This window comes from Pseudomonas sp. CFII68, from assembly GCF_000416195.1.
GTDB lineage: Bacteria > Pseudomonadota > Gammaproteobacteria > Pseudomonadales > Pseudomonadaceae > Aquipseudomonas > Aquipseudomonas kilonensis.
Window position 1 is genome coordinate 52484 of record NZ_ATLN01000020.1, and the last position, 21002, is coordinate 73485.

General features: G+C 62.7%; 19 protein-coding genes. 6 read left to right on the forward strand and 13 right to left on the reverse strand.

What is annotated here, in order from left to right:
- Positions 1–17: 17 nt before the first annotated feature.
- The gene (locus CFII68_RS24045) at positions 18–767 is read right to left on the reverse strand and encodes an ABC transporter substrate-binding protein (protein ID WP_033062370.1); all 750 of its coding nucleotides are present in this window, start codon (positions 765–767) and stop codon (positions 18–20) included.
- A 216-nt stretch (positions 768–983) separates the two neighbouring features.
- On the opposite strand from CFII68_RS24045, the gene CFII68_RS24040 reads away from it, so the two are divergent.
- The 3 genes from CFII68_RS24040 (at position 984) to CFII68_RS24030 (ending at position 4037) form a co-directional block, all read left to right on the forward strand.
- Complete coding sequence (locus CFII68_RS24040) at positions 984–1784, forward strand: hypothetical protein (RefSeq protein WP_018601206.1); 801 nt, start codon at positions 984–986, stop codon at positions 1782–1784.
- Positions 1785–2136: 352 nt separating this feature from the next.
- Entirely contained in the window at positions 2137–2784 is a 648-nt protein-coding gene (locus CFII68_RS24035) for a VOC family protein (RefSeq protein ID WP_018601209.1), read from the forward strand.
- Positions 2785–3083: 299 nt separating this feature from the next.
- Positions 3084–4037: an alpha/beta fold hydrolase gene (locus CFII68_RS24030; protein ID WP_018601211.1), complete on the forward strand. Its 954-nt coding sequence runs from the start codon at positions 3084–3086 to the stop codon at positions 4035–4037.
- Positions 4038–4165: 128 nt separating this feature from the next.
- Here the strand turns inward: CFII68_RS24030 and CFII68_RS24025 are convergent, their stop codons facing one another.
- The 3 genes from CFII68_RS24025 to gabT form a co-directional block, all read right to left on the reverse strand.
- Positions 4166–4654, reverse strand: coding sequence for an Lrp/AsnC family transcriptional regulator (locus tag CFII68_RS24025; protein WP_003203167.1), 489 nt, complete (start codon positions 4652–4654; stop codon positions 4166–4168).
- A 45-nt stretch (positions 4655–4699) separates the two neighbouring features.
- Complete coding sequence (locus CFII68_RS24020) at positions 4700–5356, reverse strand: hypothetical protein (RefSeq protein ID WP_018601222.1); 657 nt, start codon at positions 5354–5356, stop codon at positions 4700–4702.
- Between the two features lie 87 nt (positions 5357–5443).
- Positions 5444–6736, reverse strand: a complete 1293-nt coding sequence (gene gabT / locus CFII68_RS24015) for a 4-aminobutyrate--2-oxoglutarate transaminase (RefSeq protein WP_018601224.1) — start codon at positions 6734–6736, stop codon at positions 5444–5446.
- Positions 6737–7024: 288 nt separating this feature from the next.
- Between gabT and CFII68_RS24010 the strand changes: the two genes are divergently transcribed.
- From CFII68_RS24010 to CFII68_RS24000, 3 genes are all read left to right on the forward strand, one after another.
- Positions 7025–7951, forward strand: a complete 927-nt coding sequence (locus CFII68_RS24010) for a glyoxylate/hydroxypyruvate reductase A (RefSeq protein ID WP_018601226.1) — start codon at positions 7025–7027, stop codon at positions 7949–7951.
- Positions 7952–8294: 343 nt separating this feature from the next.
- The gene (locus tag CFII68_RS24005) at positions 8295–9152 is read left to right on the forward strand and encodes a GNAT family N-acetyltransferase (protein WP_018601228.1); all 858 of its coding nucleotides are present in this window, start codon (positions 8295–8297) and stop codon (positions 9150–9152) included.
- Between the two features lie 43 nt (positions 9153–9195).
- Positions 9196–9903 (forward strand): cupin domain-containing protein, encoded by a 708-nt coding sequence (locus tag CFII68_RS24000; protein ID WP_018601230.1) that lies wholly within the window; start codon positions 9196–9198, stop codon positions 9901–9903.
- A gap of 406 nt (positions 9904–10309) precedes the next feature.
- On the opposite strand, the gene CFII68_RS23995 is transcribed toward CFII68_RS24000, so the two are convergent.
- The 9 genes from CFII68_RS23995 to CFII68_RS23955 all read right to left on the reverse strand — a co-directional run bounded on the left by CFII68_RS23995 (position 10310) and on the right by CFII68_RS23955 (position 20997).
- Complete coding sequence (locus CFII68_RS23995) at positions 10310–11389, reverse strand: tartrate dehydrogenase (RefSeq protein ID WP_018601232.1); 1080 nt, start codon at positions 11387–11389, stop codon at positions 10310–10312.
- A 40-nt stretch (positions 11390–11429) separates the two neighbouring features.
- Complete coding sequence (locus CFII68_RS23990) at positions 11430–12887, reverse strand: NAD-dependent succinate-semialdehyde dehydrogenase (protein WP_018601234.1); 1458 nt, start codon at positions 12885–12887, stop codon at positions 11430–11432.
- A gap of 467 nt (positions 12888–13354) precedes the next feature.
- Positions 13355–14512, reverse strand: coding sequence for an acetylornithine deacetylase (gene argE / locus CFII68_RS23985; RefSeq protein ID WP_018601236.1), 1158 nt, complete (start codon positions 14510–14512; stop codon positions 13355–13357).
- Positions 14509–15663 (reverse strand): FAD-binding oxidoreductase, encoded by a 1155-nt coding sequence (locus tag CFII68_RS23980; protein WP_018601237.1) that lies wholly within the window; start codon positions 15661–15663, stop codon positions 14509–14511. The genes argE and CFII68_RS23980 overlap by 4 nt, the downstream gene beginning before the upstream one ends.
- Positions 15660–17036, reverse strand: coding sequence for an NAD(P)/FAD-dependent oxidoreductase (locus CFII68_RS23975; RefSeq protein ID WP_018601239.1), 1377 nt, complete (start codon positions 17034–17036; stop codon positions 15660–15662). Before CFII68_RS23975 ends, CFII68_RS23980 begins: the two co-directional genes overlap by 4 nt.
- On the reverse strand, positions 17018–17326 hold the full coding sequence (locus tag CFII68_RS23970; RefSeq protein WP_014337750.1) for a (2Fe-2S)-binding protein: 309 nt from the start codon (positions 17324–17326) through the stop codon (positions 17018–17020). Before CFII68_RS23970 ends, CFII68_RS23975 begins: the two co-directional genes overlap by 19 nt.
- On the reverse strand, positions 17323–19167 hold the full coding sequence (locus tag CFII68_RS23965) for an ABC transporter ATP-binding protein (RefSeq protein ID WP_014337749.1): 1845 nt from the start codon (positions 19165–19167) through the stop codon (positions 17323–17325). The genes CFII68_RS23970 and CFII68_RS23965 overlap by 4 nt, the downstream gene beginning before the upstream one ends.
- 1 nt (position 19168) lies before the next feature.
- The gene (locus CFII68_RS23960; RefSeq protein ID WP_018601243.1) at positions 19169–20044 is read right to left on the reverse strand and encodes an ABC transporter permease; all 876 of its coding nucleotides are present in this window, start codon (positions 20042–20044) and stop codon (positions 19169–19171) included.
- Complete coding sequence (locus CFII68_RS23955; RefSeq protein WP_003203201.1) at positions 20041–20997, reverse strand: ABC transporter permease; 957 nt, start codon at positions 20995–20997, stop codon at positions 20041–20043. Before CFII68_RS23955 ends, CFII68_RS23960 begins: the two co-directional genes overlap by 4 nt.
- Between the last annotated feature and the right edge of the window lie 5 nt (positions 20998–21002).

Below are 21002 nucleotides of genomic sequence, written 5' to 3' on the forward strand. Positions count from 1 at the left end.
AGGCCTGCCCCTTTCCCTCACCGCCCAACCGCCCCCTCATACCGCCGCTGAATCCGCTCCAATTCTCCAGAACGCCGCAACTTCTCCAGCGCACGGGCCCACGCCGCCACCACTTCATCGTCACTGTCAGGGCTGAAGGCGATGTACAGCGATGAGCGATACAGCTCGATAGGGATCCGTCGCAAGGTGCCCGGCGCGATGTTCAACTGACGGCTGTAATAGGCCACGCCCGCGTCGGTGTCGCCGATGATGATGTTGGTGCGCCCGGCGAGCAGCATGCGGTAGAGCAGCTTGCTCTCGGTGGCGCTTTTGTCCAGGTTGTTGAAGCCCAGCGACTGCAGCCTCTGGGGCACCAGGCCGGCGTGGCGCGTAGTGATCTGGGGGGCGTTCAGGAGTTGTTCCAAGGTGTCCAGTGGGGGCGTATTGGCCAGTTGATAGGGGTGGATGGACTCTTCCACGATCGGGCCGACCCATTTGTACAACGGCTCGCGCTCCGGCGTGCGAAACATGGAGTACATGATGGTCTTGGGCCGATTCCTCAGCATCTGGCTCGCTCGCATACTCGGCTGCAACAGCACCTCGAAGTCATTCCCGGTCAGCGCCATGATGGCCCGGACGATCTCGGTGATCATGCCGGTGAGCTGGTTGTTTTCCTGGTAGTTGTACGGTGCCCACTCTTCGGTGACGACTTGATACTCCTCGGCCCCGGCATCAACCGTGCCGAGCAATAGGCAGAGCAGCGCTGCAGCCGGTGTCGAATGTCTCACAGGTTCTCCCGGTGGGTTGTTCGGTGTTTGTGCATGGACGGGCCTGATTCAAGGGGGCAAGGTAAGCATAGACCCAAACACACGCCCAACTGTTGACGCAGTCCACATTCCGCCCCTTAGCAACCCCCAGGCCTTGGTGTACGATCAGCGCGATCCGGATATCGGCCAGCGTACGCGGCGCTTCCCTTTCGCCCTTCTCCCTGTGATCCAACCCACATGAATCCGATCGACCCACTGTCGTTTCAACGCATCATCACCGCCCATGGCGATTTCGAAGGCGCGGCGTATTTCGACGCTGAGGAAAGCCTCGCCCACGAGGTATTTGCTGACCGCATCGTGTTCCAGACCAACTACCTGGATTACCGCAGCTATGAGGTCGATCTCGCCGAGGGCTGCGTACGGGTGCGCAAGACGCGGCTGGATAACTACCTGCGCGGCCATAAGGCCCAGGTGATCGATGACGACATGGACGATGAGGATTGGGCCGAGCTGGGTAGTCTGTGGCAGCGTTTGAGCCACGACCTGGACACCCAGGGGCAAGGGCCGCAGCCGGATTTGGCCGATACCCTGGCCGACCTGTTTGATTGCCTGTTCGACGAGGCGCGCGCGCAGGCGCTCATTCAAAACATGCCGGCGCCTACCGGGCAGTGGGATTGGGCTTGGACGCAGGTCGAGTCAGCGCTCACCGAGGCCAATCAGTTGGCGGGGTTCGAATGGAAGGAATGGTCGTCCTACGGGGTCGATGCGGTCAATGCCCTCGCCCCGCTGCGGCAGTTGGGCATTGAAATCCCGGCGCCTGAGCGTAAAACCATCGATGCCATCAACCGCGCCAACGATTGGGAACGCGCGCTGCTGCAGTATTTCAATGCGCAGCTGGAGACCCATGACTTGAAGTTGTTGGCCATCGGCACGCACTTCGATGAATACCAGGCCTTCGCCTGCCTGCCCATGAACGGCCTGGGCCTGATCAACGCCCTGGAGATCATGGGCAGGCTGGGCATCGTCTACAAATATTAAGCGACCGACGCCACGCGCTTTCGGTCCGCTTTTACCAGCCCATAAGGGCTACCCCTCCTTTGAGCCTCGAAGTGACGACATGACAAACTGTGAGCAATGCGGGTCCCTCCTCCCTTACGACACCGCTGCTTGCCCGCGATGCGCCGGGGAATTTCGGCACACGGTAGAGGCACACGCACCAAGGTCCCAGCCGTCGAAAGGGCAGAAAATCCTGAAATGGGTGCTGATCGGCATTGTGGTCGCGGTGCTGGCAGCAGTGGCGGCGGTCATGTGGATCTTGCACTCGCTGGGGCCGATGCCTTCTTTTGGTTGATGGCGACAGATACTTCCCAACCCACGGACGGATGAACACATGAAAACCACTATTGATCACCTCGTCATCGTGGCAACGGACCTCGACACCGGCTGCGCGTTCGTGACTGACGCGCTGGGCGTCGACCTTCAGCCGGGCGGCGTCCATTCACGCATGGGCACCCATAACAGGCTGCTGCACCTTGGCCCCGGGCTCTACCTCGAAGTGATTGCCGTGGACCCGTCCGCCATACGTCCGGACCGGGCACGCTGGTTCGGCCTTGATCAATTGGCCCCCCATTCGCCGGCACGCCTGGCGGCCTGGGTGGCACGCACTGATGATATTCACACCGCTCGTGATGCCTGCCCAGGCCTTGTCGGGGATGTCGAACCCATGACGAGAGGAACATTGAATTGGCAAATAACCATACCGGCTGATGGAAGCCTTCCCATGGATGGATCAGTCCCCACCCTCATTCAATGGGCGCCTGGGCTTCATCCGGCGGACACGCTCCAGGACAAGGGTTGCGCGCTATTGGCACTGGATGTCTTTCATACGGATCCGGAAAAAATCAAAGCGATCCTGACGGCCATGAATTTTTCTGGTCCGGTTCATCTTCACGCACTGCAAGCGCCTTCGGCGCCCTACCTGGTTGCGCATGTTCAAACGCCAAATGGGCTGAAAACACTGCCGCTTTTACACGTGTGAGTCTGTACAGAACAGCCAATTGTGGCGAGGGGATTTATCCCCGTTGGGCTGCGTAGCAGTCCCCTTAAATTTTGGGGTTGCTGCGCAACCCAGCGGGGATAAATCCCCTCGCCACAAGGTCACCATAACCCGCGCCGACCATTCACACGCAACCGAAGCGAAACGCAGCTATCCGATTTTCCCATAGTTGCTATCGATACCAGCGTCGTTCTCGTCCTCGGCCTCTCTCTCTAATCTGCCCACCAACGCGATCGATGACGATCGCCGCAGATCAAACCGACCTTATGGAGAGAGAAACGATGAACACCTTCAACCGCACCCTGGCTGTCGCGACCCTGGCATTGGCCACCCTCAGCGCCGAGGCCGCGTCGCCGGTCCAGGCCGCTGCCAGCGCTTCGGCTGTCGGCAGCGTGGTCCAGTCCGCCAGCTACATCACCACCCAGGATGGCGTGCAGCTGTATTACAAGGACTGGGGCCCGCGCGATGGTCAGGTCGTGACCTTCAGCCACGGCTGGCCACTGGACTCCGACAGCTGGGAAGGCCAGATGATGTTCCTCGCTTCGAAGGGTTATCGCGTGATCGCTCACGATCGTCGCGGTCACGGTCGCTCCAGCCAGCCTTGGGAAGGCAACGACATGGATCACTACGCCGATGACCTGGCGGCGGTGATTGAAGCGCTGGACCTGAAGAATGTCACGCTGGTGGGCTTCTCGACAGGGGGCGGTGAAGTGGCTCGCTACATCGGCCGTCACGGCACCGCTCGAGTGAAGAAAGCCGTACTGGTGTCCTCTGTTCCGCCGTTGATGCTCAAGACAGACACCAACCCCGGTGGTTTGCCTATCGAGGTGTTCGATGGCCTGCGCAAGGCGTCCCTGGAGAACCGCTCGCAGCTGTACCTGGACATTGCCTCGGGCCCGTTCTACGGCTACAACCGCAAGGGCGCCAAGCCATCCCAAGGGCTGATCCAGTCGTTCTGGGTGCAGGGCATGCAGGGTGGCAGCAAGAATACCTATGACTCGATCGCGGCATTCTCGGCGACCGACTTCCGCGGTGATTTGAAGAAATTCGACGTGCCGACGCTGGTGATCCATGGCGATGACGACCAGATCGTGCCTATCGACGCTTCAGGCCGGGCCTCGGCGGCGCTGATCAAGGGTGCTCGACTGATCGTCTACCCTGGTGCGCCGCACGGCTTGACCGAGACGCACAAGGATCGCCTCAATCAGGATCTGCTGACCTTCCTCAAGGAATAAAAGCCCAGATCCCTTGTGGGAGCGAGCTTGCTCGCGATGGCGGTGGGTCAGCTTGCCTCAATGCTGAATCGGCCGACGCCTTCGCGAGCAAGCTCGCTCCCACAGTTGTTTCAGGGTGGGGTTCGAATTCAATGCCGCAACAACTTACGCAATGGAATCTCATCCTTGCGCACCGGTGACTTGATGACGATGTAGCTGAAGTACTTGGAGATGCCGATGTTCTTGTCCAGCAGGCTTTCCATCACGTCCTGATAGTCCTGGATGCTGCGGGTCATGAAGCGCACCAGGTAGTCGTAGCCGCCGCTGATGAGGTGGCATTCGAGTACTTCATCCACCAGGCGGATGTTGGATTCGAACTTGGCGAAGTCCTCACGCTTGTGGTCGCTGAGGGTGACTTCGGTGAAGACCGTCACCGAGTCGGTAATCTTGGCCAGGTTCAAATGGGCCTTGTAGCTGGAAATGTACCCCAACGACTCCAGTCGTTTGACCCGTTGCAGGCATGGGCTGGCGGACAAGCCCACGGCATCGGCCAGGCTGACGTTGGTCATGCGGCCATCTTTTTGAAGCTCTACCAAAATGCTGATGTCGATCCGGTCCAGTTTCGCTAAACCTTCCATCGCATACCTCTTGCCTGCCGTTTGTAAGACAATCTTCTAACAAAATCAGCGTCGTAAGGACAGCTGATGCTGAGCGACCAGATCAGCCATGCTGTTGATGCAGTAGTCCGCCGCACAGGGCGCGGGAGACATATCGGCGTTGCGGCAGATCAGGCAGACCGCCCCAACCGACCGTGGGCGGGCGCCGGGACGGGTCACCTGGAGAATAGACTCGGCGCTCAGGCCATTGGCCGCCAGCCAATCGTGATCCTGCAACGGGTCGCTCGCCAGCGAAATAAAATCATCAGGCTCGATGCCCAGGCGCTCGCACAACACGCCCCGGTCCTCGGCATCGCGATCCCCCTGCACCAACAACCGATAGAACTTGCGCAGGTAGAGCATCGCACCCGGCGCATCCTCGAACAGCGTCCAACCGGCAGCCGAGCGGGCGAAGCTCATGCCCTCCTCCCAACTGACCTTGAGCTTCCAGCGCTCAGCCAATTGACGGTGGGCGAAACACAGCAAGCCGCTGAAGCCCAATTCGCCGAAACGCGGGTACAAGGCTTGCAGCACTTCGTCAAAATCGGCGAGCACCTGTGCTTTGTCCAACGGCTCGCCATGGTTTTCCAGCAACGGCTGCAACGCCGTCCAGACGCCGGAGTCCCGATCCACCAGGACCTCATCGCAGTCGATCAACAACGCCCGATATTCAGTCAGCCTCATCTGTAAAACCTCCGATGATGTCCCATCGATCAACGCTCCATTAATCGCCACTGACGCTTGCCCGGGCAAACGTCATGAACGCCGGCATCAGCCGAGGACGCGTGCCAAGGCGCCATCGAGAATCTGCAACGCTTCGTCGATCTGCGCTTCACTGGTGACCAGCGGCGCCAGGAAGCGCAAGACGTTGCGGTACACCCCGCACTTGATCACCAGCAAACCACCGGCCCGGGCTTCGTCGATCAGGCGTTGGTTCAGGTCGGCGTCCGGGGTGCGCGTGTCGTCATGCTTGATCAGTTCGATCGCCAGCATGAAGCCGCTGCCGCGCACATCGCCGATCTGCGGGTAACGGGTTTGCAGGTGCAGCAGGCCCTGGCGCAAGCGCTCACCCAGGACTTCACCACGGGCCAGCAGCTGTTCTTGCTCGTACGCCTCGATCACCGCCAGCGCCGCCGCGCACGACAGCGCATTACCGCCGTACGTACCGCCCAGGCCACCCGGCAGCGGAGCGTCCATGATCTCGGCCTTGCCGACCACACCTGACAACGGCAAGCCACCGGCGAGGCTCTTGGCGACCGTGACCAGGTCCGGCTGGATGCCGGCGTGCTGGAAACCGAACCATTTACCGGTGCGACCGAAACCGGTCTGGATTTCATCGAGAATCAACACAATGCCATGCTTTTGCGTCAATGCGCGCAGGCCCTGCAAAAACTCGGCGGGGGCCGACAGGAAACCGCCATCGCCCTGCACCGGCTCGATGATGATCGCCGCGACCCGCTCAGGTGCCACTTGGGTGGCCAGCAGCTCGTCCAGTGCCTGGAGCGCCATGGCGCTGGTGACGCCGCGATAGGCATTCGGATACGGCGTGTGGAAGACCTCCGGGGCGAACGGACCGAAGTTCTGTTTATACGGCTGGCTCATGCCGGTCAGCGTGGTGCCGAGCAAGGTCCGGCCATGGAACCCGCCGCGAAAGGCAATCACGGCCGAGCGGTTGGTGTGGGCCCGGGCGATCTTCACGGCGTTTTCCACCGCTTCGGCACCCGAGGTGAAAAATGCCGCTTTATAGGCGTGCTGGCCGCCGATCATTTCGCACAGGCGCTGGGCCAGGTCCAGGTAAGGCTTGTAGGCCACGACCTGGAAGCAGGCATGGGAGATCTTCTGCAACTGGGCCTGCACGGCCGCGACGACCTTGGGGTGATTGTGGCCGATGTTCAACACACCGATGCCGCCGACGAAGTCCAGGTAACGCTTGCCGTCCACGTCCCATAATTCCGAGCCCTGGGCCCGATCGATCACCAGCGGGTGCGCGGTGACCAGGCCACGTGGCACGAATTGATCACGCTGACGGAGCAAACTTGGGGTTTCTTCGACTTTACTGTTCATTGGCATTTCCCATCGTGAGCCTCGCACCCAGGAAGCGGCTGCGGTGTGTTCACAGGTTAAGCGTTCGACGCGATTGTCTAAGCCGAACTTGGTCGTTGAGAAATTCGGATCGACTGTTTACACCCCGGCAAACAGCAGAATCCTCCAGAGGCATTCCAGCCCCATGGAATCTGCCGCAAGAGGCACCTTGCAACGCAGTGCGATGCTGCTACGCCGGCCCTTTCAACAGATCCTGCTCTGGCGTTGAGGCATGCTAGGGGCTCCTTGATTTCAGGCGAGAAGTGACCCATGGCCCTGCTCTATAAAGCTGACCCGGTACGCGGCGAACACTGGCGGCGCCTGTTCGCCGAACACGCGCCGGACATTGAATGGCGCGCCTGGCCAGACATCGGCGACCCGCGGGATATCCAGTACCTGGCGGCCTGGCAGGCGCCGGACGACGTCGAAACGCTGTTGCCGAATCTGCAGGTGCTGTTCGCCTTGTCGGCCGGCGTGGATCAACTCGACCTTGGCCGCTTGCCAACGACGCTGCCAGTGGTGCGCTTGCTCGACCCCGGCATCAGCCAGGGCATGTGCGAGTACGCCAGTTTCGCCGTGCTCAGCCTGCACCGGGACATGTTGCGCTATCGCCAGCAACAGGCCGAACGCTGCTGGCAAGCGCACCGGCTGATGCCCGCCGGGCAACGCCGGGTGGGCGTCATGGGCCTGGGTTTGCAGGCACGGCAGATACTCGCCAGCTTGAAGACCTTTGGTTTTGCCTTGTCGGGCTGGGCCCGCAGCGAGCATCACATTGAGGGGGTCGCGTGCTTTGCTGGCGACGAGCAACTGCCGGCCTTTCTCGGTCAATGCGACATAGTGCTGTGCGTCCTGCCGTTGACCGAGCAGACCCGAGGGATCCTCAACCGCCAGCTGTTCCAACACCTGCCCAAGGGCGCAGCGTTGGTCAACATGGGCCGAGGTGGGCACCTGGTGGAAGCGGACCTGCTTGAAGCCCTTGCCGACGGCCAGCTCAGCGCCGCGGTGCTGGACGTGCTGGAGCAGGAACCGGCGCCGATGGATCACCCCTTCTGGCACCATCCACAGATACTGTTGACCCCGCACATCGCGGCGATGACTCAGCCTGAAAGTGCCTTTGGCGTGTTGCTGGAGAACATCCGCCGGCATCAACGGGGTGAATCGATGCTGGGCCTGGTGGATCGTGAGCGCCGCTATTGACCGGAGCCCTGTAGGAGCTGCCGAAGCCTGCGATCTATTGATCTGTCGGTCGTTCCCTCAGGACTCAACTGCCAGGGAAAAGATCGCAGCCTCGTTGCACTCGGCAGCTCCTACACGGCGCCTGCAGGCAGCTACATCTTGGCGCTGAGCCATGAAATCCGACTCGGTATTTACTGCTGGCCAAGCGTCTGATTTGAGCAAGAAATGTGGCCGGCAGGGCCGTTGCTTACGCAAGATACCGAATCGATGTGCCGCCCTTGCCAGACCTGGTGGCAGGTGAGATACAAAGGCTTGCAGCGCACACATCCATCCGCTTTCGTCCCTTATTTTATGGTGATCTGCCATGTCCATTTCGCAACGCCCTACTTACTTCTATCGCGCCATGACCGCCACCGACGTGCCGGCGGCCCATGCCTTGTCCGTGCAGTTGAAATGGCCCCATCGCCTGGAAGACTGGGCGATGTTGCAACGCGTCGCCCAGGGGTTTGTCGTGGAAGACCAGGGTCGTTTGATTGGAACGGCGTTCAGCTGCGCCCAAGGGGACTACGCCACCATCGGCCTGGTGATTGTCGACGATGAGTATCAGGGCCAGGGGATCGGTCGCAAACTGATGGAACTGGCGATCGAGGCTTGCGGCTCGCGGACCGCCGTGCTCAATGCGACGCTGGCCGGTGCCCCGCTGTATGCCAGCCAGGGGTTCGTTGATTTTGGGCATATCCAGCAGCATCAAGGGCAAGCGCTGGTGCCGACCCTGCAAGAACTGGCCGCCGGCGAGCACTGCCGCGAGCTGGGCGAAGCCGATCACGCCGAGCTGATCAAACTGGCCAATGCCGGGAGCGGGCTGGAGCGGAGCGCTGTGCTCAATGACCTGTTCGAGGTCGTTGAACACTCAGTGGGGATCGAGCGCGACGGTCACTTGTGCGCCTTCGCCCTGCTGCGTCCCTATGGCCGTGGGCGCTGCATTGGCCCGGTCATCGCCCAGACCCTGGAACAGGCCCGGCACTTGATCGCCGTGCTGCTGGCCCACGTGCCAGACGCATTCGTTCGCATCGACACCCCTTCAAACAGCGGCCTGGCCCCTTGGCTGGAAGAGGCCGGGCTCAAGCAGGTCGACACCGTCGCCCAAATGGCACGGGGCACGCCCCCGCAAGCGACCGGCGCGGTTCGGCAATTTGCGCCGGTGACCCAGGCCATTGGCTGAAACCCCCGCACTCCCCTCAACGCTTCCCTGGAGAATCTTCTTCATGCTCGAACCCACCGCAGTGCTGTTGGCACACGCCGATGGCCGTCTTGCCTCAACCCCGTTCACCCCGGGTTCACTGGGCGCCAAGGATCCGTTCGACCGCCTCATCGCCTATGCCGGGGCGGATGGCATGGCTGCCGGCGTGGTCCGGGCGAGCGGACTGTTCAGCGTCGATGAATACCCCTTCAGTGAGACGCTCGTGGTGCATGCCGGCGCAGTGACGCTGCGCAGCCAGGGGCAGACGTTGCAGCTCAAGCCAGGTGAAAGCGCGGTGATCGGTCGGGGGACGGCGCTTGAGGTCGAGGCGCAACCTGGCTCGCTCTGGGCCTTCTGTGCCGATACCCAGCGCATCGAAACGCACCTTCCCGGGCTAACGGCACTCCCCGCCCACACCCTGCTTTCGCCTTCTGCTGCCCCGGATGACGAGATCCTGCTCAGCCCGCCGCCGCAATGTCGCTCGCACAATTTGTTTGTCGAGCAAGCGAGCAACCTGCGGATCGGTATCTGGGACTCGACGCCCTACACTCGCAAGTCACGACCGCACAAACTGCATGAGCTGATGCACCTGCTCGAAGGCAGCGTCACCTTGCAGGCAGCCGATGGCAGCGACTTGACGGTCAACACCGGCGATACCGTATTCGTCCCGCTGAATGCGCCGTGTGCCTGGAAAAGCAGCGTTTATGTGCGCAAGGTGTACGTCGTCAAGTAATCCGGTGTATGGCAGCTCCACCGCTATCGCGAGCAAGCTTTGCTCCCACAGGGGATTGACGGTGGATGTGAAGTCTGCGGCCAACCGAGAACCCAGTGTGGGAGCGAGCCTGCTCGCGAAGACGGCGGCACATCCAACATCACCACTCGCTGATCCACCGCTTTCGCGAGCAAGCCCGCTCCCACAGGGGATTGGGGCTGGATGTGAAGCCTGCGGCCAACCGAGAACCCAGTGTGGGAGCGGGCTTGCTCGCGATGGCGGCGGCACAGCCAACATCATCGCAAGCTGATCCACCGCTTTCGCGAGCAAGCTTTGCTCCCACAAGGGGGTTTGGCGGGTAGCGTCGGATCAGCAAAAAAAGCCCGCAGTGTGAGCGGGCAAAAGGTGTCGCAGGTTGGATCAAGCCTCAGAGCGCGGCGGCGATGGCCTGGCCAACATCCTGGGTCGAGCCTTGCCCACCCAGGTCGGGGGTGATGGGGCCTTCGGCGATGACTTGTTCGATGGCCTTGAGAATCCCATCGTGGGCCGCGCGGTAGCGTTCATCGCCGTTACCCAGGAAGTCGAGCATCAAGGCGCCGGACCAGATCATCGCGATCGGGTTGGCGATGTTCTGCCCATAGATATCGGGCGCTGAGCCATGCACCGGTTCGAACAGCGATGGGAAGCGGCGCTCCGGATCGAGGTTGGCCGACGGTGCGATACCGATGGTACCGGCGCAGGCCGGGCCCAGGTCGGAGAGGATGTCGCCGAACAGGTTCGACGCCACCACCACATCAAACCGGTCGGGCTGCAAAACGAAGCGAGCGCACAGGATGTCGATGTGTTGCTTGTCCCACTTCACGTCCGGGTACTGCTCGGCCATCAATGCCGTGCGCTCGTCCCAATACGGCATGCTGATGGAAATGCCGTTGGACTTGGTGGCCGCGGTCAAGCGTTTGCGCGGTCGGGTCTGGGCCAGGTCGAAAGCGAACTTGAGGATCCGGTCGACCCCGCGCCGGGTGAACACCGACTCCTGCAGCACGAACTCATGCTCGGTGCCTTCGAACATCTTGCCGCCGATGGAAGAGTATTCGCCCTCAGTGTTCTCGCGGATCACCACGAAGTCGATGTCCCCCGCCTTGCGCCCGGCCAACGGACACGGCACCCCCGGAAACAGCCGCACCGGGCGGATGTTCACGTACTGGTCAAAGTCGCGACGGAACTTGAGCAACGAGCCCCACAGGGAAATATGGTCCGGCACTTTGTCCGGCCAACCCACGGCGCCGAAGTAGATCGCGTCGAAGCCCTTGAGTTGTTCGAACCAGTCGGCGGGCATCATCTGCCCGTGCTCCAGGTAGTAATCGCAATGGGCCCAATCGAGCACTTCGACGTCCAGCGACAACTGCCACTTTTTCGCGGCCTGCTCCAGTACCCGCAGTCCTTCAGGCAGGACTTCCTTACCAATGCCATCGCCGGCAATGGCAGCGATTCGAAATGGTTTGCTCATCAATCATGGCTCCCGGGTGTCGGTTCAAATGACGGTCGCATCACAGCCCACCGATGTGGAAGGCTTTGACTTCAAGGTATTCGTCCAGGCCGTACTTGCTGCCTTCGCGCCCCAGGCCCGACTGCTTGATGCCGCCGAAGGGCGCGACTTCCATGGAGATAAGCCCGGTATTGAGCCCGACCATGCCGAACTCCAGCGCCTCGCCGAAACGCCATGAGCGGCGCAGGTCCTGGGTGAAGTAGTAAGCGCCCAGGCCATACGGCGTGGCATTGGCCAGGGCCAGGGCCTGCTCTTCAGTAGTAAAGCGCATCAGCGGCGCCACCGGGCCGAAGGTTTCTTCGTTGGCCAGCAACATCCCGGCATGGGCCTCGCCCAGTACCGTTGGCTGGACAAACTGACTGTCGCCCTCGGGAACACCGCCACACAGCAGGCGCGCGCCCTGGCTCAACGCATCGTCGATGTGCCGGGCGACTTTGTTCACCGCCGCGAGGTTGATCAGCGGGCCGATCATCACGTCAGCCTCCAGCCCATTGCCGACCTTGAGCTTGCCCACCTCCTCCACCAGGCGCGCGGCGAAGCGTTCGTAGATACCGTCCTGCACCAGGATGCGGTTGGCGCAGACGCAGGTCTGGCCGGCGTTGCGAAACTTGCTGAGCATGATGCCGGCGACGGCCTGTTCCAGGTCCGCATCGTCAAACACGATGAACGGCGCGTTGCCGCCCAGCTCCAGGCTCAAGCGTTTGATGTGCTCGGCGCTCTGGCGCATCAGCAGGCGCCCGACCGCCGTGGAGCCGGTAAAGGAAATCTTGCGCACCGTCGGGTTACCGGTCAGTTCTTCGCCGATACCGGCGGGCATACCCGTCACGACGTTGAACACCCCGGCCGGAATCCCGACCCGCTCGGCCAGCACCGCCAGGGCCAGGGCCGACAAGGGGGTCAGGTCCGACGGTTTGACGATGACCGGGCAGCCCGCCGCCAGGGCCGGTGCGCACTTGCGGGTGATCATCGCATTGGGGAAATTCCATGGAGTGATGGCTGCACAGACACCCACCGGCTGCTTGAGCGTGAGCAGGCGTCGGTCGCCGCTGGGCGCCGGTATGGTTTCGCCATAGACCCGCCGGGCCTCTTCGGCAAACCACTTGGCGAAACCGGCCCCGTAGCGGATTTCGCCTTTGGCTTCGTTCAACGGCTTGCCCTGTTCACAGGTCATGATCAGCGCGAGGTCGTCGAGGTTGTCCATCATGGCCTGATACCAGCGTTCCAACAGCGCTGCCCTTTCGGCCGCCGGACGCGCGCGCCACGCTGGCCAGGCGCGCTCGGCGGCCTCGATAGCACGCCGGGTTTCCACGCCTTGCATCGCGGGTACACGGGCGAGCACCTGGCCGGTGGCCGGGTCGATGACGTCAAGGGTGGCGACGTTGTCGGCGCCGAGCCATTGACCGTCGACGTAAGCGAGTTCTGCCAACAGGCTGGGGTCTTTCAATCGATTCTTGAGCATGGTCGCGTCCTGTTCCGAGGTGATTCCAGTCTAAGGAGATGCCACGGGGCAGGATGCTGAAAGCGGGGTTTGGGCAGTGTTGGATGCTGAAGTTTCGAGGTGGGACGGCAGGCTCTACCGAGCCCCAGGCTAAACACCGAACACTGAACATGAACATGAACATGAACATGAACATGAACATTGAACACTGTGGGAGCAAAGCTTGCTCGCGATGGCGGTGGATCAGGCGACATCGATCAAGACCGTGTCATCGTTCATCGCGAGCAAGCTTTGCTCCCACAGGTGTGTTCCCATAGATGTGTTCCCACAGGTGTGCTCCTACAGGTGTGTTCCCACAGGTATGCTCCTACAGGTGTGTTCCCATAGGTGTGCTCCTACAGGTGTGCTCCCACAGGTGTGTTCCCACAAGTATGCTCCTACAGGTGTGCTCCCATAGGTGTGCTCCCACCTTTTGTTTTGTGCAGGGCTTAGATTTTCAGGGAGCCGAGCAACCCTTCCAGAAACCGCTCCCCTGCCTCCATCTGGCTGATCTCGATGAACTCGTCGGGCTTGTGCGCCTGTTCGATGGAGCCTGGGCCGCAGACCACCACGGGTACATCCAGGCGCTGCTTGAACAGGCCGCCCTCGGTGCCGAAGGAGACCTTGGTGGTGCCGGTGTCCGGGGTGGCGAAGTTTTTCAGGAAGCGCACGGCTTCGACGCTCGGATGAGTGTCGAGGCCCGGATAGACGTTGAGGGTTTCGATCTCGATGTCCGCGACGCTGGAGAGTTTCTTGGCTTCACGAACGATCACCTCGGCGCGCTCGCGCAGTTGCTCCAGGAACAGGTCCAGATCGTCGTCCGGCAAATTGCGCACTTCGAAATCCAGGGTGCACAGGTTCGGCACGATGTTCAGTGCCTTGCCGCCGACAATCTGCCCGACATGCACGGTGCTGTAGGGCACGTCGTAATCCGCATCCTGGGCGCCTTGCTCCTGCAATTGCTGCTGGCTCTGGCGCAACGCCGCGATGAAATCGCAGGCCACGTGAATCGCATTGACCGAGCGCGGTGCCAGCGATGAGTGCGCCTCCAGGCCGCGACAGTAGGTGCGATAGGAACCCTTGCCCTTGTGGCCGAGCACGAACTGCATGTTGGTCGGCTCACCGATCACGCATAGGAACGGTCGCACCGGCGCCAGGTGCAGCACGTCGAGCAAGCGCCGCACCCCCACGCAACCGATCTCTTCGTCGTGGGAAAGCGCCAGTTGCAATGGCCGGTTCAACGAATGGTCGGCGGCATCGAGCATGGCGTCGATGGCCAGCGCAATGAAACCTTTCATGTCACAACTGCCGCGCCCGTAGACCCGCCCATCGCGCACGGTCGCCTGGAACGCCGGAACGGTCCAGGCCTGCCCCGCCGCCGGCACCACGTCGGTGTGGCCGGACAGCAGGACCCCGGGCAACTCACTCGGGCCGGTGCTGGCGAACAGGTTGGCCTTCTTGCCGCTCTCATCCTTGACGATCAGCGACTCGATGCCCTTGCTCAGCAACAGCTCGCGCACGTACTCGATCAGGGCCAGGTTCGATTCTGAAGAGACCGTTTCCAACGCCAGCAGGCGTTCGAAAATGGCTAGCACGCGGGGTTTCATGAGGCCTTGCTCCGTTGCTCGGCGGAAAGGGCGAACCGGCGGATGGAAAACGGCTCGATGAAGGTTCGAGTGCTGCCGGTGCTGATCAGTTCAGCCATGACATCGCCAACGCCCGGACCGAGCTGGAAGCCATGGCCGCTGAAGCCGAACGCATAGTACAAGCCATCAACGTTGGCGCTGGGCCCCATCACCGGCAGGGAATCGGGCAGGTAGCCTTCGATGCCGCTCCACACGCGGATGATGTTGAGATTACCGACGCCCGGCAGCAGCCGACGCATCTGGTCCAGTTGGTTGAGGATGCTGCGCGGCTCGACATAGGCCCGGCGGTTGAGCATGTCCGGCTTGCTGCGATAGCCGCCGCCGATGATGATATTGCCCCGGGGAATCTGGCGGAAATAGATCACTTCTTCAGGAATCTTGGTGTACACGCCGATCACCGTCGGCAAGGCATACGGCACCGGTTCGGTGACGGCCATCTGCGGGCCATTGGTCTCCAGCGGCACCGGCTCGCCGAACTGCGCCGAGAGTTTCTGGCCCCAAGCGCCTGCGGTAATCAACAGTTGCGCGGCGCTGAACTGGCGACCATCGGTGGTGCTGATGCTGAACCCGTCACCGACCTTCTGCACCTCGGCCACCTCGGTGCGTTCCTCGATGCGTGCCCCGAGCCGCCGCGCCGCCCGGGCGAACGCCGGGGCTGCCAGACGCGGGTTGGCGTGACCGTCGTGGGGCGCATAGGAGCCGCCCTTGACGTCCTTGCCCAGAAACGGAAAACGCGCGTGCAGCTCGCTGCCGCGATAGATCTGCAAGTCCAGTTGCGCCGCTTCCGGTGCCGCTGCGTAAGCCTCAAGCTCGGGTATTTCATCCTCGCGATAACACACGCGCATGTGCCCGCTGGCGATGAACTCCAGGTCGTCGTCGATCAGCTCCGGCAGGCGTTTCCACAGCGCCCACGAGCGGTTGGCCAGTTCCAGTTGCCCGAGGAAACGCCCCTGGCGCCGCACGTTGCCAAAGTTCACGCCGCTGGCGTACTGGCCGATCTGGTCACGCTCCAGCAGGATCACCGACTGCCCCCGTTGGCGCAGGAAAAACGCTGCCGCCGAGCCCATCAGGCCGCCGCCGACAATCACCACATCGGCTTTATTTTCCGTCATGGCGTCACCTCCCGAGTGAGCATCGAAAGTGGTTTCACGGGAGCCTGACCACGCTGGCGCCCCACCTCCTGCACCTGGACACCCGCCGCCGCAGCAATCACTTCAGCCCCGGCCTGGGAGCAATAACGTCCCTGGCAGCGGCCCATGCCAACCCGGCTGAACGCCTTGGCCCGGTTGACTTCACAAGCACCCTTTTCGCTGACGGTGCGGCGCAGTTCGCCGGCGCTGATCATCTCGCAGCGGCAGACGATGGCCTCGTCCGGCAAGGCCTTGGCTTGTGCCGCCGGCCAGGGAAACGCCTGGGCCAGGCCGAGGCGAAACGCGTCCATCACCTTGAGCGCCTGGCGCTGTTCGGCGACGAGTGCGGCGTCCACCGGCTGCTGCAGATCGCTCAACAACGCCAAGGCGACCAGGCGCCCAGCGTGCTCGGCGGCATCGGCGCCACGGATCGTCGAACCATCACCGGCGGCGTAGACACCGCTGACCGAGGTCCGTCCCTCATCGTCCGTGTCCAGCAGCCATTGGCTGGAGGCCTCGTCAAAGCGCAGGCGGCAGCCCGCCAGGTCAGCCAGTTGGGTTTCCGGGCGCAAGTGATAACCCAGCGCCACCGCATCGCACGCCACCGTCAAGGTTTCCCCACTGGCGGTACGAACTCGCACGCCACTGACACCGGTGGTCGCTTCTCCCAGAATTTGCAGCGGCGAAATACCCAGGTGCACAGCAATTTTCGCCCGATACAGCTGCGCCAACAATTTCATGCCGGTGAACAGCAAGCCCGGGCGCGCCATGAGCTTGGGCAAGGCTTTGATGCGCTGACCCAGCGGCGATGTGTCCAGCACCGCCGCGACATTGGCGCCGGCCTTGAGGTATTGACTGGCAACCAGATACAGCAACGGCCCGCTGCCCATGAACACCACGCGGTGGCCGATGGAAACCGCCTGGGCCTTCAAGGCGATCTGCGCGCCGCCGAGGCTGTAGGTGCCGCCCAACTGCCAGCCCTCGATGGGCATCAGGCGGTCGGTGGCACCGGTGCAGAGGATCAGCGCGTCGTAATCCACCGTCGTGTGCTGGCCCTGGCTGACGCAGCACAATTGCCCGGGCGTCAGGTTCCACACCAGGGTGTCCGGACGGTAGTCGATCTGTGGGCGCAAGCGGTCGAAGCTTTCGTGCAGGTCACGGGCCTTGTCCGCTTCGGTGCCGTACAGCGTGGCGTAGCTGCGGGTGAACCCTTCGGGCTGGCGCCGGTAGATCTGCCCGCCATCGCGACGGTTCTCGTCGAGCAGGATCGGCTTGAAGCCCGCTGCGACCAGGGTCTGCGCGCAACGGATACCCGCCGGTCCAGCGCCTACAATGACTATCCGCGCAGCGGCCATATCGCCTCCGGTTGTTGAGTAATGATGTCCAGCCCTTCGCGTACTTCATTGGAGCAAGCTCGCAGGCGTTCGCCGCTGCGGGTCCAGACCCAGCAATCCTGGCAGGCGCCCATCAGGCAGAAACCGGCCCGGCTACCCGGATCGAATTCCGACTGGCGCAACGCCGGGCCGTGGGTCAGCAATGCGACCATCAGCGTGTCGCCCTGCAACGCCTCGACCGGGACGCCATCCACTTTCAATTTGACGACGGGCCGGCCCTGTTCGGCCAACCTCACGAAACGTGCGCTCATGCGTAGGCTCCCACGATCATGCTGTTTGAATCCTGTTGGCGCTTGAGCAGCTCGGCACTGTCGTGATGACAGAGCACCTCGCTGCCGCCGTCGATGATCCGCCGGGGCGGCGCGGTGTGGTTGCACAGGCCATCGACCCGCACCGGGCAGCGATTGAGGAAGGTGCACAGCTGCGGCACCTCGGCGCGCGCGCCCAACGCCGGCAGCGTGCCGCACGTCGTGGTGCCACAACTTTCCAGCCAGCCCTGGCGCAACTCCGGCACCGAGTGGATCAACAAGTCGGTGTAGGGATGGAACGGCGCCTGGGCGAACGATTGCCGGCTGCCCTCTTGAACCTTGTGGCCGCTGTACATCACCACGATGTCGTCGCACAGCGCCCGCACCGTGGAGATGTCATGGCTGATGAACAGGTAGGACACCCCCAGCTGCTGGCGCAGGTCGCGCAGCAGTTCAAGGATCGCCGCGCCGACCACCGTGTCCAGCGCCGAGGTCACTTCATCGCACAGGATCAGGTCCGGCTTGGCCGCCAGTGCCCGGGCCAGGTTGACCCGCTGTTTCTGTCCGCCGGAGAGTTCGCTCGGGCGGCGCTCGGCCATGTCCCGTGGCAGACGCACCAGGTCGAGCAATTCGCCGATACGCTCACGCAGCGCCGCGCCCTTGAGGCCGAAATACATCTTCAACGGCCGGCTCAGGATGGTGCTGATGCTGTGCATCGGGTTGAGCGCGGTGTCGGCATTCTGGAACACCATCTGGATGCGTCGGAACTGTTCGTCCGTGCGTTCGGACAGGCTGCCACCCAGTGGCTGGCCGTCAAACGTCAGCCCGCCCAGGGCCGGGGTCAACAGCCCGGCCACCACCCGCGCCAAGGTGGATTTGCCCGAGCCTGACTCACCGATCACCCCGATGGCCTGGCCCCTGCGCACGGTCAGGTCGATGTCTTCGAGCACCCGGATCGCCGGCATGCCGTGCTGGTTCTTGTTGCCGTAGCCGGCGGTCAGGCCCTTGATGGTCAGCAGCGGCGTGTCTTCGGCCACACCACACGGCGGGCGAATCGTCGTGTCTGGCCGTGCCGCCGCCAGCAGGCTGCGGGTGTAGGCGTGAGCCGGCCCCTTGAGCAGCGGCGCGGTGGCGCTCTGTTCGAAGATCTGCCCGCCGTTGAGCACCACGATCTGGTCGGCCATCTGCGCCACGACGGCCAGGTCGTGGGACACATAGACCGCCGTCGCGCCACGCTCGCGCACCACCCGCTTGAAGGCGCGCAGCACGTCGATCTGGGTGGTCACATCGAGGGCCGTGGTCGGCTCATCGAGCACCACCAGCAGTGGATCGCTGATCAGCGCCATGGCCGCCATCACCCGCTGCAGTTGCCCACCGGACACTTGATGGGGATAGCGTTGACCGATGCATTCGGGGTTGGGCAGCGCCAGGTCGCGGAACAGTTCGATGGCCTTGGCTTCGAGCACGGCCCGGCTGCCCAGGCCATGGATCAACGCCCCTTCCACCACCTGGTCGATGAGTTTCTTGGCCGGGTTGAACGCCGCCGCCGCGCTTTGGGCGATGTACGACACCCGATTGCCGCGCAGGCCTTGCAGCTCGCGCTCACTCAAGGCGAGCATGTCGTGCTCGCCAATCTGCACCACGCCACCGGCCAGGCGACAACCGCGCCGGGCATAACCGAGCAGCGCCAGGGCGATGGTGGTCTTGCCCGAACCGGACTCGCCGATCAGCGCCAGCACTTCACCTTTCTCCAGGGAGAAACTCACGCCCTTGACGATCTCCACCTCGCTGCGCTCGCCACAGGCGACCACGCGCAGGTTCTCGACTCGGATCAATTGGCTCATATCAATGGCCTCCCGTACGTCGGTTGCGCCGCGAAGACAAGCGGTCGATAAACAGATTGACGCCAATGGTCAGGGTGCCGATGGCCAGGGCCGGAATCACAATGGCCGGCGCGCCCTGGTTGAGGCCGCCGATGTTTTCCCGCACCAGCGAGCCCAGGTCGGCATCCGGCGGCTGCACGCCCAGGCCGAGGAAGCTCATGCCGCTGAGCAGCAGGACGATGAAACCGAAACGCAAGCCCAGGTCGGTCAGCACCGGGTTGAGCATGTTCGGCAGGATTTCCACACAGGCGATGTACAGCCGGCGTTCGCCACGGGTGCGGGCCACTTGCACGTATTCCAGGGCCTCGATGTTCACCGCCATGCTGCGGGCGATACGAAACGCCCCCGGGGTAAAGCTGAGCACCGCCGTGCAAATCAACAGGGTCACCGACGAGCCGAACGCCGAGACCATGATCAGCGCGAGCATCTTGCTCGGGATCGAAATAAAGGCGTCCATCAGGCGGCTGATCAGTTCATCCAGCCACTTCGGCGAAACCACCGACAGCAGCGCGCAACTGGTGCCCAGCCCACTGGCCAGTACTGCCGCCACCAACGCCAGGCCCACCGTGAAGCGCGCCCCCACGAGAATGCGGCTGAGCATGTCGCGGCCCAAATAATCGGTGCCCAACGGATACGTGGCGCTGAGGTTGTCGAAGACGTTATCGGAGACCACTTCCCCCACCGGGTGGGGTGCCAGCCATGGCCCGAAGATCGCCACCAGCAACCAGATCACGCACATCGCGGCGCCGATCAGGCCGAGCCAGGGGGTTTTGCGCGACACCTTGCCCAAGGCCAGTTCGGGCGCCGCAGGCGGGGATTTCACAATGAGATTGTTCATTGGTTTCTCAGCCTCGGATTGGACAGGATCGCGCACAGGTCAGCCACCAGCACCAACACCAGGTACGCCGTACAAAACAGCATGGTGCAGGCCTGGACCAGCGCCATGTCGCGGTTGGTCACGGCATCGACCATCAGGCTGGCGATGCCGGGATAGTTGAAGATCGTCTCGACGATCACCACCCCACCCAACAGATAGGACAGGCTCAGGGCGATGGCATTGGCAATCGGCCCGATGGCATTGGGCAAGGCATGGCGCAGCACCACCCGCACCGGGCTCACGCCCTTGAGACGGGCCATTTCCACGTAGGGGCTGTCGAGTTGATCGATCACCGCCGCCCGGGTCATGCGCGCCATTTGCGCGACGATGACGCAGCACAGGGTCATCACCGGCAAGGCATAGGTGCGCATGAATTGCAGCGGCGAAGTGATCTCGCTGGAATAGGACAGCGCCGAAAGCCAGCCCAGGTTCACCGCGAAAATCAGCACGGCAAGGGTGGCGACCAGGAACTCCGGCACCGCCACCATCGTCAGGGTGAAGAAGCTCAGGAAGCCGTCGATGCGTCCCCCTCGCCCCATCGCCGAGCCGATGCCCAGGATCAACGCCACCGGCACCGACACCAGCGCCGTGGCCGCCGCCAGCATCAGGGTGTTGGGGACCCGGCCAGCCATCAACTCGCTGACCGGCGTGGCGTTGGAGATCGACACGCCCATGTCACCGCTGAGCAGGCTCATCAACCAGTGCAGGTAGCGCAACACACCCGGTTGGTCCAGGCCCATCTTCACCCGCAGGGCCGCCACTTGCTCAGGCGTGGCGAACTGTCCAAGGGACTGTTGCGCCGCGTCTCCCGGCAACACCGCCGTAATGGCGAACACCACCATCGATACGATCAACAGGGTCACGACCGCAGCGCCCAGGCGTCGGCCGATCAACCAAAGTGTGTTGCTATTCATCGCCC

What these genes read in the sequence shown, in the direction of transcription:
- CFII68_RS23990 (WP_018601234.1), bottom strand. Translation starts at nt 12,887, where the DNA reads ATGCTCAAGAATCGATTGAAAGACCCCAGCCTGTTGGCAGAACTCGCT.
- CFII68_RS23960 (WP_018601243.1), bottom strand. Translation starts at nt 20,044, where the DNA reads ATGAACAATCTCATTGTGAAATCCCCGCCTGCGGCGCCCGAACTGGCC.
- CFII68_RS24035 (WP_018601209.1), top strand. Translation starts at nt 2,137, where the DNA reads ATGAAAACCACTATTGATCACCTCGTCATCGTGGCAACGGACCTCGAC.
- CFII68_RS24020 (WP_018601222.1), bottom strand. Translation starts at nt 5,356, where the DNA reads ATGAGGCTGACTGAATATCGGGCGTTGTTGATCGACTGCGATGAGGTC.
- CFII68_RS24040 (WP_018601206.1), top strand. Translation starts at nt 984, where the DNA reads ATGAATCCGATCGACCCACTGTCGTTTCAACGCATCATCACCGCCCAT.
- CFII68_RS24000 (WP_018601230.1), top strand. Translation starts at nt 9,196, where the DNA reads ATGCTCGAACCCACCGCAGTGCTGTTGGCACACGCCGATGGCCGTCTT.
- CFII68_RS24005 (WP_018601228.1), top strand. Translation starts at nt 8,295, where the DNA reads ATGTCCATTTCGCAACGCCCTACTTACTTCTATCGCGCCATGACCGCC.
- CFII68_RS23955 (WP_003203201.1), bottom strand. Translation starts at nt 20,997, where the DNA reads ATGAATAGCAACACACTTTGGTTGATCGGCCGACGCCTGGGCGCTGCG.
- CFII68_RS24010 (WP_018601226.1), top strand. Translation starts at nt 7,025, where the DNA reads ATGGCCCTGCTCTATAAAGCTGACCCGGTACGCGGCGAACACTGGCGG.
- CFII68_RS23995 (WP_018601232.1), bottom strand. Translation starts at nt 11,389, where the DNA reads ATGAGCAAACCATTTCGAATCGCTGCCATTGCCGGCGATGGCATTGGT.
- CFII68_RS24030 (WP_018601211.1), top strand. Translation starts at nt 3,084, where the DNA reads ATGAACACCTTCAACCGCACCCTGGCTGTCGCGACCCTGGCATTGGCC.
- argE (WP_018601236.1), bottom strand. Translation starts at nt 14,512, where the DNA reads ATGAAACCCCGCGTGCTAGCCATTTTCGAACGCCTGCTGGCGTTGGAA.
- CFII68_RS23975 (WP_018601239.1), bottom strand. Translation starts at nt 17,036, where the DNA reads ATGGCCGCTGCGCGGATAGTCATTGTAGGCGCTGGACCGGCGGGTATC.
- CFII68_RS23965 (WP_014337749.1), bottom strand. Translation starts at nt 19,167, where the DNA reads ATGAGCCAATTGATCCGAGTCGAGAACCTGCGCGTGGTCGCCTGTGGC.
- CFII68_RS24025 (WP_003203167.1), bottom strand. Translation starts at nt 4,654, where the DNA reads ATGGAAGGTTTAGCGAAACTGGACCGGATCGACATCAGCATTTTGGTA.
- gabT (WP_018601224.1), bottom strand. Translation starts at nt 6,736, where the DNA reads ATGAACAGTAAAGTCGAAGAAACCCCAAGTTTGCTCCGTCAGCGTGAT.
- CFII68_RS23980 (WP_018601237.1), bottom strand. Translation starts at nt 15,663, where the DNA reads ATGACGGAAAATAAAGCCGATGTGGTGATTGTCGGCGGCGGCCTGATG.
- CFII68_RS23970 (WP_014337750.1), bottom strand. Translation starts at nt 17,326, where the DNA reads ATGAGCGCACGTTTCGTGAGGTTGGCCGAACAGGGCCGGCCCGTCGTC.